The sequence below is a fragment of the Sphingomonas sp. Leaf242 genome, assembly GCF_001422045.1.
In the GTDB taxonomy this organism is placed as follows: Bacteria; Pseudomonadota; Alphaproteobacteria; order Sphingomonadales; family Sphingomonadaceae; genus Sphingomonas.
Genome location: NZ_LMLW01000012.1, coordinates 195,955 through 209,058 on the forward strand (window position 1 = coordinate 195,955; position 13,104 = coordinate 209,058).

Consider the following 13,104-nt stretch of genomic DNA (forward strand, 5'->3'; position numbering starts at 1 on the left):
CGCGCCGGACCGAAGGCCCTGCGGCCCTCCTATAACAACATAAACCCGGTACGAAGGAACGGTCGCGGACCATGGTAAATGGTATAGGTTTCATCATCATCCTCGCATGCGTGTTCGGCAGTTTCATCTGGTCCGGCGGCAAGATGGATATCGTGATGCACGCGCTGCCGCACGAGCTGGTCGCGATCGGCGGCGCGGCGATCGGCGCGTTCATCGTCTCCAACTCGGTGCCGACGGTGAAGCAGGCCGGCAAAGGTCTGCTCCGCACCTTCAAGGGCGGACGCTGGACCGAGAGCGATTATCGCGACCTGCTGACCCTGTTGTTCGGACTGCTGTCGACGTTCAAGCGGAGCGGCGCGATCGGGATCGAGCCGCATCTGGATACGCCGGCGGAAAGTCCGATCTTCAGCCGCTATCCGCGCATCCTCGCGGACCATCATCTGGTGGCGTTCATCTGCGACTATCTGCGGATGATGACGGTCAGCTTCGAGGATCCGCACCAGATCGCCGAGGCGATGGATAACGACATCGAGAACCATCACCATGAGGAGCTGGCGCCGCAGCATGCGCTTCAGCTAATGGCCGACGGCCTGCCCGCGATCGGCATCGTCGCCGCGGTGCTCGGCGTCATCAAGACGATGGGATCGATCGACCAGCCGACCGACGTGCTCGGCGCGATGATCGGCGGCGCGCTGGTCGGCACCTTCCTCGGCGTGATGCTCGCTTATTGCCTGGTCGGTCCGCTCGCCGCGAAATTGCACGAGACGATCGACGCCGACGCCAAGCCGTTCCTGATCGTCAAGAGCGCGATCGTCGCGCACGCGCAGGGGCTGCCGACGCAGGTCGCGATCGAGATCGCCCGCCGCATGACACCATCGACGAAGGCACCGACCTTCCAACAGTTAGAAACCGCCCTCGAGGAGGCGAAAAATGATTTCAACGCTCTCACCGCCTGACATGGCACTCGCCGCCACCGCAGACGCGAAACCCCCAGAGGATCGTACGCTGATACTTCCCGGCCAGTGCACCACGGTGCACGCGCAGGACATCGGGGTACGCCTGGTCCTCGCGGCGGATTTCGACGGCGACATCGTGATCGACGCTTCGGGTGTCGAGAGCATCGGCCACGCGACGCTGCAGTTGCTGGTCGCCGCGCATGCCGATGCGATCGCCAACGGCCACAGCTTCACCATCGCCGCGCCCAGCCCCGCATTCGTGGAGCGCGTGACGGCCTGCCGACTGGCCGACGCCATCGGTCTCGACAACCAGAAGGAAATCCATTCGTGAGCAAGACCATCCTTACCGTCGACGACTCGGCGAGCATGCGGATGCTCCTGAAAGCGTCGTTGACCGCGCAGGGCTTCACGATCGAGGCGGCCAATGACGGCCGCCACGGTCTGGAGCGGATGCACGAGGTCAAGCCAGACCTGCTGATCACCGACATCAACATGCCGGAGATGGACGGGTTCGAGCTGATCGAGGCGGTTCGTGCGGTGCCCGAATTCCGCGGCCTGCCGATCCTGGTCCTGTCGACCGAATTCTCCGACGAGAAAAAGGCCCGCGCACGCGGCGCCGGCGCGACCGGCTGGATCACCAAGCCGTTCGACGCCGCCAAGCTGGGGACGGCGATCCGCCGGGTATGTCCATGAGCGATGATCTCGACGATATCCAGGCGATCTTCTTCGAGGAATGCGCCGAAGGTCTGACGACCGCCGAGACCGGCCTGTCCGCGATGAACGCGGGCGACGTGTCGGCCGGCGTGATCGCGGGCGTGTTCCGCGCGGTCCATTCGATCAAGGGTGGTGCCGGCGCATTCGGCCACGCCGCGCTGACCGCGTTCTCGCACCGGTTCGAGAACGTCCTCGACGAGGTTCGCGCCGGCCGCATCGCGCCGACCCCCGGCGTCACCGGCGTCATGCTGACCGCGTTCGATATCCTGTCGGATCACGTCGCAGCCGCACAGGGCACGCGCGGCCTCCCGAACGACGCCGCAGCCCTGGAGGCGCTCGACGAGGTTCTCAAGAACGGCGGCGCACCGGATGCGACGGCGCCTGTCGCCGCCCCCGCCCCCGCCGCTGCTCCCGTAGAGGTCGATGCCGATCCGTTCGGCTTCGTGCCGATCGCCGGCGCGATCGAATCGTTCGATCCGTTCGGGTTCGAGCCCGTCGGTGTCTCGCTCGACGACTTCGACAGCGCCCCCGACGTCGCCGCGCCCTGGACGGTGACGTTCCTGCCGTCCAACGCCGCGCTTTCCAACGGCGGCGAGCCGATGCTGATCATCCGCGAACTCGAACTGCTCGGCGGCTCGGTGATCGGCGCGGACCTGACGCGTCTGCCCTCGCTCCGCGACATGGACCCTGAGCACAGCTATATCGGCTGGACCGTCAGCGTACCCGCGGCGATCGAGGAATCGGCGATCACCGACTGCTTCGATTTCGTCGATCCGGACTCGGTCGTCACGATCGTCCGCGGTGACAGTGTCGCCCCTGCAGCACCCGCTCCGGTGACGCAGGCGCCGCCGCTCGCCGCGCCGGTCGTGTCGATCGCCAGCATCGCGCCGCCCGCCGCTCCGGTTGCTGTCAAAATGGCCGCACCGGTCAGCCCGGAGGCGCCGCGCGTCGAGCCTGCGTCGCAGACGATCCGCGTCGAACTGACCAAGCTCGACATGCTGCTCAACCTGGTTGGCGAACTCGTCATCCGTGGCTCGATCCTCGCCGATCGCCTGAGCCCGAAGGACCAGGAACGCGTCGAACTGCCGCAGCTCTCGCGCCTGACGCGCGAGATCCAGGACACGGTGATGTCGCTGCGCGCGCAGCCGATCAAGCAGTCGTTCAGCCGCGTGCCGCGCATGCTGCGCGATCTCGCCACCGAAACCGGCAAGCTCGTGACGCTCGAGACGACCGGCGAGATGACCGAAGTCGACAAGGGCGTGATCGAGAAGATCGGCGATCCGCTGACCCACATGATCCGCAACGCGGTCGACCACGGCATCGAGAGCCCGGCCGACCGGATTGCGTGCGGCAAGCCCCCCGAGGGCACGATCCGCCTGTCCGCCGAACAGAAGGGCGCGCGGATCTTCGTCCGGGTCGCCGACGACGGCGCCGGGATCGACCGGGTCCGCGTCCGCGCCAAGGCGGTCGAGAAGGGCATCGTCGCCGCCGACGCGGTCCTGTCCGACGAGGAGATCGACCAGCTGATCTGCGCACCCGGATTCTCCACCGCGGAGACGATCTCGAACATCTCGGGTCGCGGCGTCGGCATGGACGTGGTCCGCTCGAACGTCGAGGCGCTCGGCGGCCGCGTCGAGATCAGCTCGGTGCCCGGCAAGGGCACCACTTTCACGATGGTGCTGCCGCTGACGCTCGCCATCCTCGAGGGGATGATCGTGCGGCTCGCCGGCCAGCGCTTCGTGCTGCCGCTCGCCAACGTCGTCGAGACGGTCCAGCCCGAACCCGGCCAGGTCCGCCCGACCACGACCACCGGCGAGGTGATCGAACTGCGCGGCAACTACGTTCCCGTCCGCCGTCTCACCCGCACCTTCGGGTTCGCCGACAACGACGCCCGCTCGCCCGAGGAATCGCTGGTGATCATCGTCGAGAGCGAGACCGCCGGCCATGTCGGGCTGATGGTCGACACGATCGACGACCGCCGCGAGGTCGTCATCAAGAGCCTCGAGCAGAACCTGCATCCGATCCGCGGGCTCGGCGGCGCAACGATCCTCGGCGACGGCTCGATCGCGCTGATCCTCGACATCGAAGCGCTCGTCGGTCCGTCTTCCTCCGTTCGCCACATCACCAAAGGACTCGCCGCATGACCACGACCAACGCCCCGGGTGAACGCAAGATCGTCACCTTCTCGCTCGGCACGCAGATCTTCGGGATCGACATGTCGTCGCTGATCGAGATCCGCGAATGGGACGAGCCGACCCCGCTTCCCGGCGTGCCCGACTATATCAAGGGCGTCACCAACCTGCGCGGGACCGTCGTCCCCGTGATCGGCCTCGCCGAGCGCCTCGGATGGGAGCCGAGCGCGATTCACTCGCGGTCGTGCATCCTGGTCGTCAGCATCGCCGGCAAGCAGGCCGGGTTCCTGGTCGACGAAGTGTCGGACATCGTCCTGATCGACGCCAACGAGATCCGCCCCGCGCCCGACGTCGAGATCGGCGAACCCAGCGTGATTGCCGGTCTGGTCAAGACGCAGACCCGCGCGTCCGAAGCACAGGGCGCCGCCGGCGACATCATGGTCCTGCTGCTCGATCTCGAGGCGCTCGGTCTGACCCGGCAGATGGATATCGCGGCGTGACCACTGCCACCCTGCCAGGTGGAGCCGACGTCGCCGGTTCGGGGAGCGGTCCGCCGCTCGCCGCCGCCGAGTTCGCCGCGATCGCGACGATCATGCAGAGCGACGCGCGGATCCACCTGACCGATATCAAGAAGACGCTGGTCCACGGCCGCTTGTCGCGTCGCCTGCGGATGCACGGTCTCGCCAATTTCCGCGACTATGTGCGTCTGGTTCAGACCAACAAGGAGGAACGCGCGGCGATGGTCGTCGCGCTGACCACCAACCACACGCATTTCTTCCGTGAAAACCATCATTTCGAGCATTTCCGCAACGTCGTCATCCCGACGCTCAAACAGCGCGTGCGTACCGCTCCGGTTCGGATCTGGTCGGCGGGCTGTTCGAGCGGCGAGGAAGTGTATTCGATCGCGATGTGCCTGCTCGGGCGCGACCGCTCGGCGGCCGGATGGCTGCGCGACGCCGACCTGAAGCTGCTGGCGACCGACCTTGCACCGCACGTCGTCGAAAGCGTCCGCCGCGCGACCTATGCGGAGCAGACCGTCGCAGCGATCCCCGCCGACTATCGGTCGGCATGGGTCAAGCCTGCTCCCGGTGGCGAGTTCGAGATCGCCGCGGAGGCGCGCGCGCTGGTCCAGGCGCGCGTGCTCAACCTGTTCGACGCCTGGCCGATGCGCCAGCGTTACGACGCGATCTTCTGCCGCAACGTGATGATCTATTTCGACGATCGCGCGAAGGCGGAGCTCGAGGAACGGCTGGTCGACCTGCTCGTCCCCGGTGGCCATCTGTACATCGGCCATTCGGAACGACTGTTCGGGTCCGCCGCGCAGATCATGCAGAGCTGCGGCCAGACCATCTACGTCAAGCAGGGGGGACAATAATGCGGCGCATCCGTACGCTGATCGTCGACGACAGCGCCGCAATCCGCGCCGCGCTCAACCGCGTGCTATCCGCCGATCCCGAGATCGAGGTGGTCGGCATGGCCCCCGAGCCGAGCATCGCGCGACAGATGATCAAGGATCTCGAACCCGACGTCATCACGCTCGACATCGAGATGCCGGGGATGGACGGCCTGTCGTTCCTCGAACGCATCATGCGGTTGCGGCCGATGCCGGTCGTCATGTGCTCGACGCTGACCGCGCAGGGTGCGGCGGTGACGATCGAGGCGCTGCGGCTGGGCGCGGTGGACTGCATCGCCAAGCCGTCGGGCAATCCCGAGGAGCTGGCGCGCGATGCGGCGCTGCTGCGTGCGACGGTCAAGGCCGCCGCGCGGTCTGCGGTCCGCGTCACGCCGACCGTCCGTCCCGCGAAAATGACGGTGCAGTCGCGCGACGACGTGGTGATCGCGATCGGGGCATCGACCGGCGGCGTCGAGGCGCTGTTCTCGCTGCTCGCGGCACTACCGCCCGGTTGCCCGCCGATCCTGATCGTCCAGCACATGCCCGGCACGTTCACCGCGAGTTTCGCCGAACGGCTCGACCGCGAATGTCGGATTACGGTGCGCGAAGCGGTCGACGGAAGCCCGTTGATGCCCGGAACCGCCTATATTGCACCTGGTGGGCCGCGACACATGGAGCTCGTCGGTGGTGCCAAGGGGGTCGTTCGCCTCAAGGCCGACGATCTCGTCAGCGGCCATCGTCCGTCGGTCGACATCCTCTTCCGGTCGGTCGCCAAACGCGGCGCCCAGGCGGTCGGGGTGATCCTGACCGGGATGGGATCCGACGGTGCCGAGGGGCTGCTGCAAATGCGCCAGGCGGGCGCGCGGACCTTCGGCCAGTCGAAGGACACCTGCGTCGTCTACGGCATGCCGCGGTCGGCGGTCGAACTTGGCGCGGTCGAGCGTGAATTGAGTCTGTCTGCACTGCCCGAGGCGATCCTCGCGGCGTGCGGCAAGTAAACACAGGGATTGGAAGACGATGCCGGCTGCATCTCAAATCAAGGTCATGGTCGTGGACGATCAGGCCAGTATGCGCGCGATGATCCGCCGGTCCCTTCAGGACCTGGGATTTCGCGACGTGCGCGACAAGGGCGGTGCGCCCGAAGCGCTCGCGGCGGTCAGGAGCGACCGCGTGCATCTCATCATCTCGGACTACAACATGCCCGACATGGACGGTCTGCAGTTCCTCGAGGAAGTGCGCAACGATCCGGTGATCGGCAAGACGGTGTTCATCATGCTCACCGGCTCGTCCGATCGCGAGATCGTCCAGAAGGCCGCGGCGCTCGGCGTGAACAACTATCTCGTCAAGCCGTTCGCCCCGGCCGCGCTGAAGGAAAAGATCGAGCGCGTCTTCGGCGCGTTGGCCTGATCGGCATGCGCAGGATCCCCCTTATCCAGGGCGACCACATGGCGATGGCCGAGCCGGACACGATGCTGACGACGTTGCTCGGCTCGTGCATCGCGGTGTGCCTGTACGATGCCAAGGCGCGGGTCGGCGGCATGAACCATTTCCTGCTCGGCGAGCCGGAAGCGGGTCATGCCGTCGGGATCCAGGACCGGCAGCGCTACGGCGTCCACGCGATGGAACTGCTGATCAACGCGATGATGAAGAAGGGCGCGATGCGGTCGCGACTGCGCGCGCACATCTATGGCGGCGCCAAGATCATCGCCGGGCTCGGCGGGATCGGCCAGGACAACGCCGCGTTCGCGCGGCGCTTCATCGAGACCGAGGGCTTCGCGATCGGTCATGTCGATGTCGGCGGCGTCTGCGCGCGGAAGATCGAGTTCCTGCCGTTCGAGGGCAAGGCACGGTCGACCTGCGTCGCCGAAGCCGTGCCGGTCCGTCCGATCGTCCGTCCGCCGATGCCCGAGTCCGAAGGCGAACTCGAACTCTTCTGACGTCCGGAATCGTTCGGACTTCCCCACCCACCCCGCCAGACAACCAGAGTGCGCGCATCATGATCCAGTCCCCTTCCCATGCGGCCCTGCACATCGCTCTGGCGAGCGAGCTGCGTCGCGTCAGTGCGCTCGTCGAGCAACTCGCCGAGACGCTGGTCGGCGACGAGGATTTCGTCATGCGGCACATCGACCAGCTTCAGGTGTTCGACCTGATCGTGCAGAGCGCCGACGAAAGCGCCGCTGTGCTCGACCGCGTCGCGGGTGGCATCACCCCCGACGCCGCGATCGCGCCGGTCCGCTTGAGCGCGATCCAGGGCCGGCTCCACGCCGCGCTGGCGCTCGCGGCGATGCCGCACGCCCCCACCGCGCATACCCCGGTCGCGCACGCACTCGAAGCGCAGGCCGCCTGACCATGGCCGTCGCCGGTGCCAACACCCGCCCGATCATCATCCGCAAGATCAAGAAGACCGCCGCCGCGCATCACGGCGGCGCATGGAAGGTCGCCTATGCCGATTTCGTGACTGCGATGATGGCGTTCTTCATGCTGCTCTGGCTGATCAGCAATCCGGACAAGCAACGCCTGAAGGGGCTGGCGGAATATTTCTCGCCCGCCGCCACCGCAATGTCGCAGACGTCGGATGCGACCGCCTCGGCCAGCGGGATCGGCTCGATGCCGGGCGCGGGCGGTCATGGCAGCCGTAGCCAGGCCAGCGCGACCGGCACGCCGACCGGCCAGCCGAGCGCCAATGCCGCGACCGCCGGCACCGCGCGCGGCGGTACCGCGAATATTCCCGACGCGTCGCTGCGCGTCCTCGCACAGGAACTCCGCGTTGCGATCGACAGCCTGCCGCCCGCCGAAGACGGCCACAAGGCGATGCGCGTCGAGGACGACCGCGACGGCCTGCGCATCAGCCTGATGGATACCGCCAAGCGATCGATGTTCAAGGTCGGCACCGCGACGCTCAACCCGTACGCCAGAGACATGATGGCGCGCGTCGCGGGCAAGCTCGCCCGTTCGGACGCGCAGATCGCGATCGAGGGGCACACCGACGGCGACGGTAGCGGCAGCGACGATTCGAGCTGGCGATTGTCGGGCGAACGCGCGATCGCCGCGCGCTCGGCGATGATCGGCGCGGGGCTCGCCCCCGGCCGGTTCGCCGAGATGGTGGCGATGGCGGACACCCGCCCGGTCTATCCCGACCAGCCGACCCGACCCGAAAACCGCCGTATCACGATCGTCGTCAAGGGGGCCGCCGCCTCCCTGCCGAGCGACGCCAGCTTCCGGTTCTAGGACCCTTGCGATGAAAAAGATCCTGTTCCCGCTCGCCGTTCTGATTGCCGGTACGGGCGTCGGCGGCGGTGCCGCATTCGCGACGCGGGCGATACTCGGGCCGTCTCACGGCAAGGCGGACGCGCACGAGACTTCGGTTCCGGACCTGACGTTCGTCAAGGCGGAGAAGATCGTTGCCCCTCTGGTGTTCGGCGATGGTCGCCTGGCGGGCTATGTCTCGTTCGATGTCGAATTGCAGGTGTCGGTCGACGACGGCGCGTTGGTCGCCGCACGGCTGCCGTTGCTGCTTCACGCGATCAACCTGCGGACCTACCGCACGCCGCTCGCCGCCGGTCCCGACGGGATGCTGCCCGACATTGGCGCGTTGCGTAAGGTCGTGATGACCGCCGCCCCCGAGGCTTTCGGCCCAGGCATCGTACGCCGCGCCGCGATCACGCGTGCCGAACCGTCCTGAAGGACACAGGTCATGATCGTTCCGCCTCCCGAAACGTCGAGCCCGGTCCACGCAACCGGCGCGTCGAGACTTCCCCATGCCGAACCCGCCGGTGGCACGTTCGGACGGCGCGAGACGCGGCTGATGACGATCCTCCTCGTCGCGCGTCTCGAGGCCGCGGGGATCGATCACGTCTGTCGCGTCCGCAACCTGTCGCAGACGGGGATGATGATCGAATGCTCGACCGTCCTGGCCGAGGACGATCGCGTCCGCGTCGAACTGCGTAACCTGCAAGCGGTCGACGCGCGGGTCGCCTGGGCGCGCGATGGACGCGCCGGGTTGCAGCTCGACGGCCCGATCGTGATCGATGCGGTACTCGGCACGGTCCCGGATACCTCGGCGATCATCGCCCGTACGCCGCGCATCGCCGCCAACTGCCCCACCGTGCTCTGGCATCTGGGCACGCTGTCGGCCTCGGTGCTGTGCGACCTGTCGCAATCGGGATGCCGGATTCTGATCGCCAGCCCGCTGCCCCGCGACAGCGAAGTCCGGATCACGATCCCGGGCCTCTCACCGCGTCGTGCGCGGATGCGCTGGTCGAACGGTGAGAGCGTCGGCTTCGCCTTCCTGGAGATGCTGTCGTTCGCCGAGGTATCGGCGTGGCAGACCGACCGATCGGTTCGCTTCGCCTCCGACCGCGCCGAAATCTGACACGCGACCGAGCGACAACCCGCCGCCCGTAAAAAAGGGGAGCGTACCGGTCCGGTACGCTCCCCTTTTTCGTGTCATCCGTCTGCCGCTGCGGTTCAGCGCTTCGACAACGCCGCCCCCGCAGGCCTGACCGCGCTCGGCGGACGCCGGGCATCGCGCCGCGCCAGCGCCATCGTCAGCGCCGCTGCGCCGCGCGGCGTCATCGCCGCCAGCACCATTGCGGTCGAGCGCTCGCGCATGCGTTGCGCGACCCGCATCTGCACGTCGAGATCGAGCTGTTCGAGGACCAGTGCCGCGGAGGCGGGCTTCATCGCCTGATAGATCCGCGCCAGATCGTCATATTGATCCGTCGGCGGCGTCGCTCCGGCTGGCGAGCCCGGCGAACTCGGTTGGGCAGGTGCTGCCGCCGCCGCATCCGGTCGGTTGCCGGCATCCGCCTTGAGCCGCGCCTCGGTCGCGCGGACCGCCTGCTCGCGCATGTCGAGCGCGCGACCACGCCGCACCGCCGCCTGGTCGCGCGCGCCGAGATCGTCGGCGATCGCGACGCCCAGTCGCGAACTCGCCGGCGATCCCGCCGCCTGCGCGCCGCTCGGCATCGCCGCCAGCCCGACGGCGTTGCCGACCATCGCCACCGCCGCCGACGCCGCGGTCAGCATCAACAACGAAGGACGCCCGATCATGCCCAGCCCCCTGCGTTGTGATCGGCGCCGCTATAGTCCCCGGCCTGCTGCCGACGTGCCGCATCGGCGGCGTCCGCCATGCGATCGGCGGACGCGTTGGCGATCCCGATCATCACGGTCAGTTCGTCGGCGATCGCCTTGCCGTCGGACACCGCGCGCGCGCTGTGCGCGCATTCGCCCAGCGCATCGCGCAGTTCGGACAGAACCATGCGCGCCTGCCCGGTCGAGCGGTCGAGCGCCTCGACCACATCGGCGATCGCGCCACCGCGCACCGCCTTCAGCGACCGCATCATCCGCACGCTCTGCACCAGCACCGCGGCGCACAGGATGATCGTCGCGATGTTCGCGACCGTCGAAAAATTCATGCGCCTGCTCCCCTGACGATATCGGTCGCGAGACGGACCGCGATATTGTTGCGACGTTGGCCGATCTGCGCGCTGCCGAGCGAAACCCCGCCGACCTGGATCCCGAGCAGATCGTCGGGCCGCGTGCCGAGCGCGATCGTCCGGCCGACTTGCAGCGACCGGACATCGCCCAGGCTCATCGTCGCCTCGCCGAGCACCACGTCGACCGCGACCTCGGTCTTGCGCAGTTCGGCGGCCATGTGCGCGCCCCAGACGTTTTCCGGGCCATCGGTATCGCCCATGAAGCGCTGGCCGAACCGGTAGCGGACCGACTCGATCGTTGCATACGGCAGCAGCACGCTGAAACAGCCGCCGCGGCCGTCCATGTCGACCCGCAGCGTGGCGGCGGTACAGATGTTGGTCGGCCCGGCGATCGAGGCGAAGCGCGGGCTGGTCTCGATCCGCTCGAGCTTCATCGTCGTCGCGACGATCGGTTGCAGCGCCGCACTGAGATCGGCGAGCGCGAGTTCGAGCATCCGCGACACCAGCCCGACTTCGATTCCCGTGAACGCGCGCCCGTCGATCATCGATCGGTTGCCGCTCTGGCGTCCGCCGAGCAGCGCATCGACCACCGAATAGATCAGGCTTGGCTCGACCGTGATGAGGCCGTAGTTGCGCCACTCCTCGACGCGGAACACGCCGATCATCGCTGGCAGCGCAAGCCGGTTGACGAAATCGCCGAACCGGATCGAGCTCATGTCCTCAAGGCTGACGTCGATCGCGTCCGAGGTCAGGTTGCGCATCGACGTCGCGAAGGTACGGACCAGCCGGTCGTACACGACCTCCAGCATCGGCAGCCGTTCATAGCTGATGACGTCGGATTCGATGACCGCCTTGAGGCCGCTGCGGGGTTTCTCGGGGCCGCCGGACGTGCCGAACAGCGCGTCGATGCCGGCCTGGTCGAACGCCGCGCCGCCAAGCTCCGCGGTCGGCGGATCGGGCAGCGAAAAGTCTTCGAGGTCTTCGAAATCGTCGCTCATTGCTGCACCAGATCCTGCACGAGGACGTCCTTCACCTTGTCTGCGCCGATCGTCGTGCGCGCACGGATCAGCAATTCTTCCTTGATCCGGAACACCGCCGCGGACCCGGACAGGTCCTCGGGGCGCAGTTCGCGCAAAAACGGCTGATACGCGTCGAGCAGCACCGGCAGGTCGGCCTTCAGCGCCTCGACGTTCGATTTCGCACCGGGGACGAGCATGACGTGGACCTTGAGGAAATGCGGAGCACCGTCGGCCGAGCGCAAATTGACCAGCATCGGCGGGACATCGAGCGGCGCTGCCGCCTCATGCCCGGCGCCTTCGCCCGAACCCTCGCTGTCGGCAGTTTCGGTCTCGGCTGCCGCGCCATCATGCGCCGCCGCCGGCTTGCCGCCGAGCATCATATAGCCCGCGCCGCCACCGCCGAGCAGCAGCACGCCGCCGACCGCTGCGAGCACGATCATCTTCTTCTTGCCGCGCTTGGGTTTGGTTGCCGCGGCGACGGCGTCACCCTCCCCCGCATTGCCATCGGTGTCGTCACCGATGTCCTGCGCCGTTTCCTTAGTCGCCACGATCGTCGTCCCCTTGGTCCCGGCGCTGCCGGTGCTCGCGATTTCGAGGGGAAGCGCCAACCGGCACCCCTCGTACCAACCTATTATAGGAGAGACGGCAGGCAGAATTTGCCTACCGGCGCCGATAATGCGGAAAATTTGGACCAGGCCCCGATGGACATCTCCTCCTTTATATTGCTGAGCCAGGAGCAGGCGCTGCGTCGCCGCCTGGACGTCGCCGCCAACAACATGGCGAACATGAGCACCGCCGGCTTCAAGCGCGAACGCCCGGTGTTCCGCGAATTCGTCGAGCAGCAGAAGGAGAGCACGCCCGACATCACGCGGACGACCTCGTTCGTGCTCGACATGGGCGCGATGCACGACACCAGCGCCGGCGCGTTCCAGTCGACCGGCAACCCGCTCGACCTGATGATCGACGGCCCCGGCTATCTCTCGGTCGAGGCCCCCGACGGCGGCACCGCCTTCACGCGCGCGGGCTTCGTCAAGGTCAACGAGGCCGGCGAGCTGACCAATGCGGGCGGCCAGCGTATTCTCGGCGAGGGCGGCAAGCCGATCGCGGTCACGCCCGAGGATCTGCCGACGCTCTCGATCGGCAACGATGGCTCGGTCATGGGCAAGGCCGGCCCGGTCGGCCGGATCGCGGTGACCGTGTTCGACGACGAACGCGGCGTCACCCCGCGCGGCGACGGCCTGATGACCGCCACCGGGGGTCGCGAACTGGCCGCCAACGAAACCAAGCTGCGGACCGGCGGTATCGAGGGATCGAACGTCGAGCCGATCGTCGAGACCACCTCGATGGTCGACATCCTGCGCGCCTACCAGACCAGCATGAAGATCTCGCAGGACATGGACGACATGCGCAAACGCGCGATCGACCGCCTGTCGAAGCTTGGCTGACCTTCCC

18 protein-coding genes are annotated in these 13,104 nt (G+C 67.5%); 14 read left to right on the forward strand and 4 right to left on the reverse strand.

Annotated elements, in window-relative coordinates:
* The first annotated feature begins 71 nt into the window (after positions 1-71).
* From motA to ASF09_RS18345, 13 genes are read left to right on the forward strand one after another with little or no spacing between them, the layout of a single operon-like run.
* Positions 72-956, forward strand: coding sequence for a flagellar motor stator protein MotA (gene motA, locus ASF09_RS18285; RefSeq protein ID WP_056055714.1), 885 nt, complete (start codon positions 72-74; stop codon positions 954-956).
* The gene (locus tag ASF09_RS18290) at positions 931-1,287 is read left to right on the forward strand and encodes an STAS domain-containing protein (protein ID WP_082444452.1); all 357 of its coding nucleotides are present in this window, start codon (positions 931-933) and stop codon (positions 1,285-1,287) included. Before motA ends, ASF09_RS18290 begins: the two co-directional genes overlap by 26 nt.
* Positions 1,284-1,649, forward strand: a complete 366-nt coding sequence (locus tag ASF09_RS18295; protein WP_056055708.1) for a response regulator — start codon at positions 1,284-1,286, stop codon at positions 1,647-1,649. The genes ASF09_RS18290 and ASF09_RS18295 overlap by 4 nt, the downstream gene beginning before the upstream one ends.
* Positions 1,646-3,814: a chemotaxis protein CheA gene (locus tag ASF09_RS18300; RefSeq protein WP_060527502.1), complete on the forward strand. Its 2,169-nt coding sequence runs from the start codon at positions 1,646-1,648 to the stop codon at positions 3,812-3,814. The genes ASF09_RS18295 and ASF09_RS18300 overlap by 4 nt, the downstream gene beginning before the upstream one ends.
* On the forward strand, positions 3,811-4,302 hold the full coding sequence (locus ASF09_RS18305; protein ID WP_056055703.1) for a chemotaxis protein CheW: 492 nt from the start codon (positions 3,811-3,813) through the stop codon (positions 4,300-4,302). The genes ASF09_RS18300 and ASF09_RS18305 overlap by 4 nt, the downstream gene beginning before the upstream one ends.
* Entirely contained in the window at positions 4,299-5,177 is an 879-nt protein-coding gene (locus ASF09_RS18310) for a CheR family methyltransferase (protein ID WP_060527503.1), read from the forward strand. Before ASF09_RS18305 ends, ASF09_RS18310 begins: the two co-directional genes overlap by 4 nt.
* A complete protein-coding gene (locus tag ASF09_RS18315) occupies positions 5,177-6,193 on the forward strand; it encodes a protein-glutamate methylesterase/protein-glutamine glutaminase (RefSeq protein WP_060527504.1) in 1,017 nt (338 codons plus the stop codon). Before ASF09_RS18310 ends, ASF09_RS18315 begins: the two co-directional genes overlap by 1 nt.
* A 19-nt stretch (positions 6,194-6,212) precedes the next feature.
* On the forward strand, positions 6,213-6,602 hold the full coding sequence (locus tag ASF09_RS18320) for a response regulator (protein ID WP_056055692.1): 390 nt from the start codon (positions 6,213-6,215) through the stop codon (positions 6,600-6,602).
* Positions 6,603-6,607: 5 nt separating this feature from the next.
* Entirely contained in the window at positions 6,608-7,132 is a 525-nt protein-coding gene (locus ASF09_RS18325; protein WP_056055689.1) for a chemotaxis protein CheD, read from the forward strand.
* Positions 7,133-7,191: 59 nt separating this feature from the next.
* Positions 7,192-7,542 carry a hypothetical protein gene (locus tag ASF09_RS18330; RefSeq protein ID WP_200912592.1) on the forward strand — a complete coding sequence of 117 codons (351 nt, stop codon included), beginning with the start codon at positions 7,192-7,194 and terminating at the stop codon, positions 7,540-7,542.
* 2 nt (positions 7,543-7,544) lie between these two features.
* Positions 7,545-8,423, forward strand: coding sequence for a flagellar motor protein MotB (locus ASF09_RS18335; RefSeq protein ID WP_056055686.1), 879 nt, complete (start codon positions 7,545-7,547; stop codon positions 8,421-8,423).
* A gap of 10 nt (positions 8,424-8,433) precedes the next feature.
* Positions 8,434-8,877, forward strand: coding sequence for a hypothetical protein (locus ASF09_RS18340; RefSeq protein WP_060527505.1), 444 nt, complete (start codon positions 8,434-8,436; stop codon positions 8,875-8,877).
* A gap of 12 nt (positions 8,878-8,889) precedes the next feature.
* Positions 8,890-9,567: a PilZ domain-containing protein gene (locus ASF09_RS18345; protein WP_060527506.1), complete on the forward strand. Its 678-nt coding sequence runs from the start codon at positions 8,890-8,892 to the stop codon at positions 9,565-9,567.
* 95 nt (positions 9,568-9,662) lie between these two features.
* Here ASF09_RS18345 and ASF09_RS18350 read toward each other — a convergent pair whose 3' ends face one another.
* The 4 genes from ASF09_RS18350 to ASF09_RS18365 are packed head-to-tail and all read right to left on the reverse strand — an operon-like array spanning position 9,663 to position 12,260.
* A complete protein-coding gene (locus ASF09_RS18350) occupies positions 9,663-10,247 on the reverse strand; it encodes a MotE family protein (protein ID WP_060527507.1) in 585 nt (194 codons plus the stop codon).
* Positions 10,244-10,612: a DUF6468 domain-containing protein gene (locus ASF09_RS18355; RefSeq protein ID WP_060527508.1), complete on the reverse strand. Its 369-nt coding sequence runs from the start codon at positions 10,610-10,612 to the stop codon at positions 10,244-10,246. The genes ASF09_RS18350 and ASF09_RS18355 overlap by 4 nt, the downstream gene beginning before the upstream one ends.
* The gene (gene fliM / locus ASF09_RS18360) at positions 10,609-11,631 is read right to left on the reverse strand and encodes a flagellar motor switch protein FliM (protein WP_056055669.1); all 1,023 of its coding nucleotides are present in this window, start codon (positions 11,629-11,631) and stop codon (positions 10,609-10,611) included. Before fliM ends, ASF09_RS18355 begins: the two co-directional genes overlap by 4 nt.
* Positions 11,628-12,260: a flagellar basal body-associated FliL family protein gene (locus tag ASF09_RS18365; RefSeq protein WP_327196599.1), complete on the reverse strand. Its 633-nt coding sequence runs from the start codon at positions 12,258-12,260 to the stop codon at positions 11,628-11,630. Before ASF09_RS18365 ends, fliM begins: the two co-directional genes overlap by 4 nt.
* Before the next feature lie 93 nt (positions 12,261-12,353).
* On the opposite strand from ASF09_RS18365, the gene ASF09_RS18370 reads away from it, so the two are divergent.
* A complete protein-coding gene (locus ASF09_RS18370) occupies positions 12,354-13,097 on the forward strand; it encodes a flagellar hook-basal body complex protein (protein ID WP_056055666.1) in 744 nt (247 codons plus the stop codon).
* Positions 13,098-13,104: the final 7 nt, after the last annotated feature.

Coding starts and splice junctions, on each gene's coding strand:
- fliM (WP_056055669.1), bottom strand. CDS start 11,631: ATGAGCGACGATTTCGAAGACCTCGAAGACTTTTCGCTGCCCGATCCG.
- ASF09_RS18305 (WP_056055703.1), top strand. CDS start 3,811: ATGACCACGACCAACGCCCCGGGTGAACGCAAGATCGTCACCTTCTCG.
- ASF09_RS18350 (WP_060527507.1), bottom strand. CDS start 10,247: ATGATCGGGCGTCCTTCGTTGTTGATGCTGACCGCGGCGTCGGCGGCG.
- ASF09_RS18315 (WP_060527504.1), top strand. CDS start 5,177: ATGCGGCGCATCCGTACGCTGATCGTCGACGACAGCGCCGCAATCCGC.
- ASF09_RS18340 (WP_060527505.1), top strand. CDS start 8,434: ATGAAAAAGATCCTGTTCCCGCTCGCCGTTCTGATTGCCGGTACGGGC.
- motA (WP_056055714.1), top strand. CDS start 72: ATGGTAAATGGTATAGGTTTCATCATCATCCTCGCATGCGTGTTCGGC.
- ASF09_RS18325 (WP_056055689.1), top strand. CDS start 6,608: ATGCGCAGGATCCCCCTTATCCAGGGCGACCACATGGCGATGGCCGAG.
- ASF09_RS18345 (WP_060527506.1), top strand. CDS start 8,890: ATGATCGTTCCGCCTCCCGAAACGTCGAGCCCGGTCCACGCAACCGGC.
- ASF09_RS18355 (WP_060527508.1), bottom strand. CDS start 10,612: ATGAATTTTTCGACGGTCGCGAACATCGCGACGATCATCCTGTGCGCC.
- ASF09_RS18330 (WP_200912592.1), top strand. CDS start 7,192: ATGATCCAGTCCCCTTCCCATGCGGCCCTGCACATCGCTCTGGCGAGC.
- ASF09_RS18335 (WP_056055686.1), top strand. CDS start 7,545: ATGGCCGTCGCCGGTGCCAACACCCGCCCGATCATCATCCGCAAGATC.
- ASF09_RS18290 (WP_082444452.1), top strand. CDS start 931: ATGATTTCAACGCTCTCACCGCCTGACATGGCACTCGCCGCCACCGCA.
- ASF09_RS18300 (WP_060527502.1), top strand. CDS start 1,646: ATGAGCGATGATCTCGACGATATCCAGGCGATCTTCTTCGAGGAATGC.
- ASF09_RS18320 (WP_056055692.1), top strand. CDS start 6,213: ATGCCGGCTGCATCTCAAATCAAGGTCATGGTCGTGGACGATCAGGCC.
- ASF09_RS18370 (WP_056055666.1), top strand. CDS start 12,354: ATGGACATCTCCTCCTTTATATTGCTGAGCCAGGAGCAGGCGCTGCGT.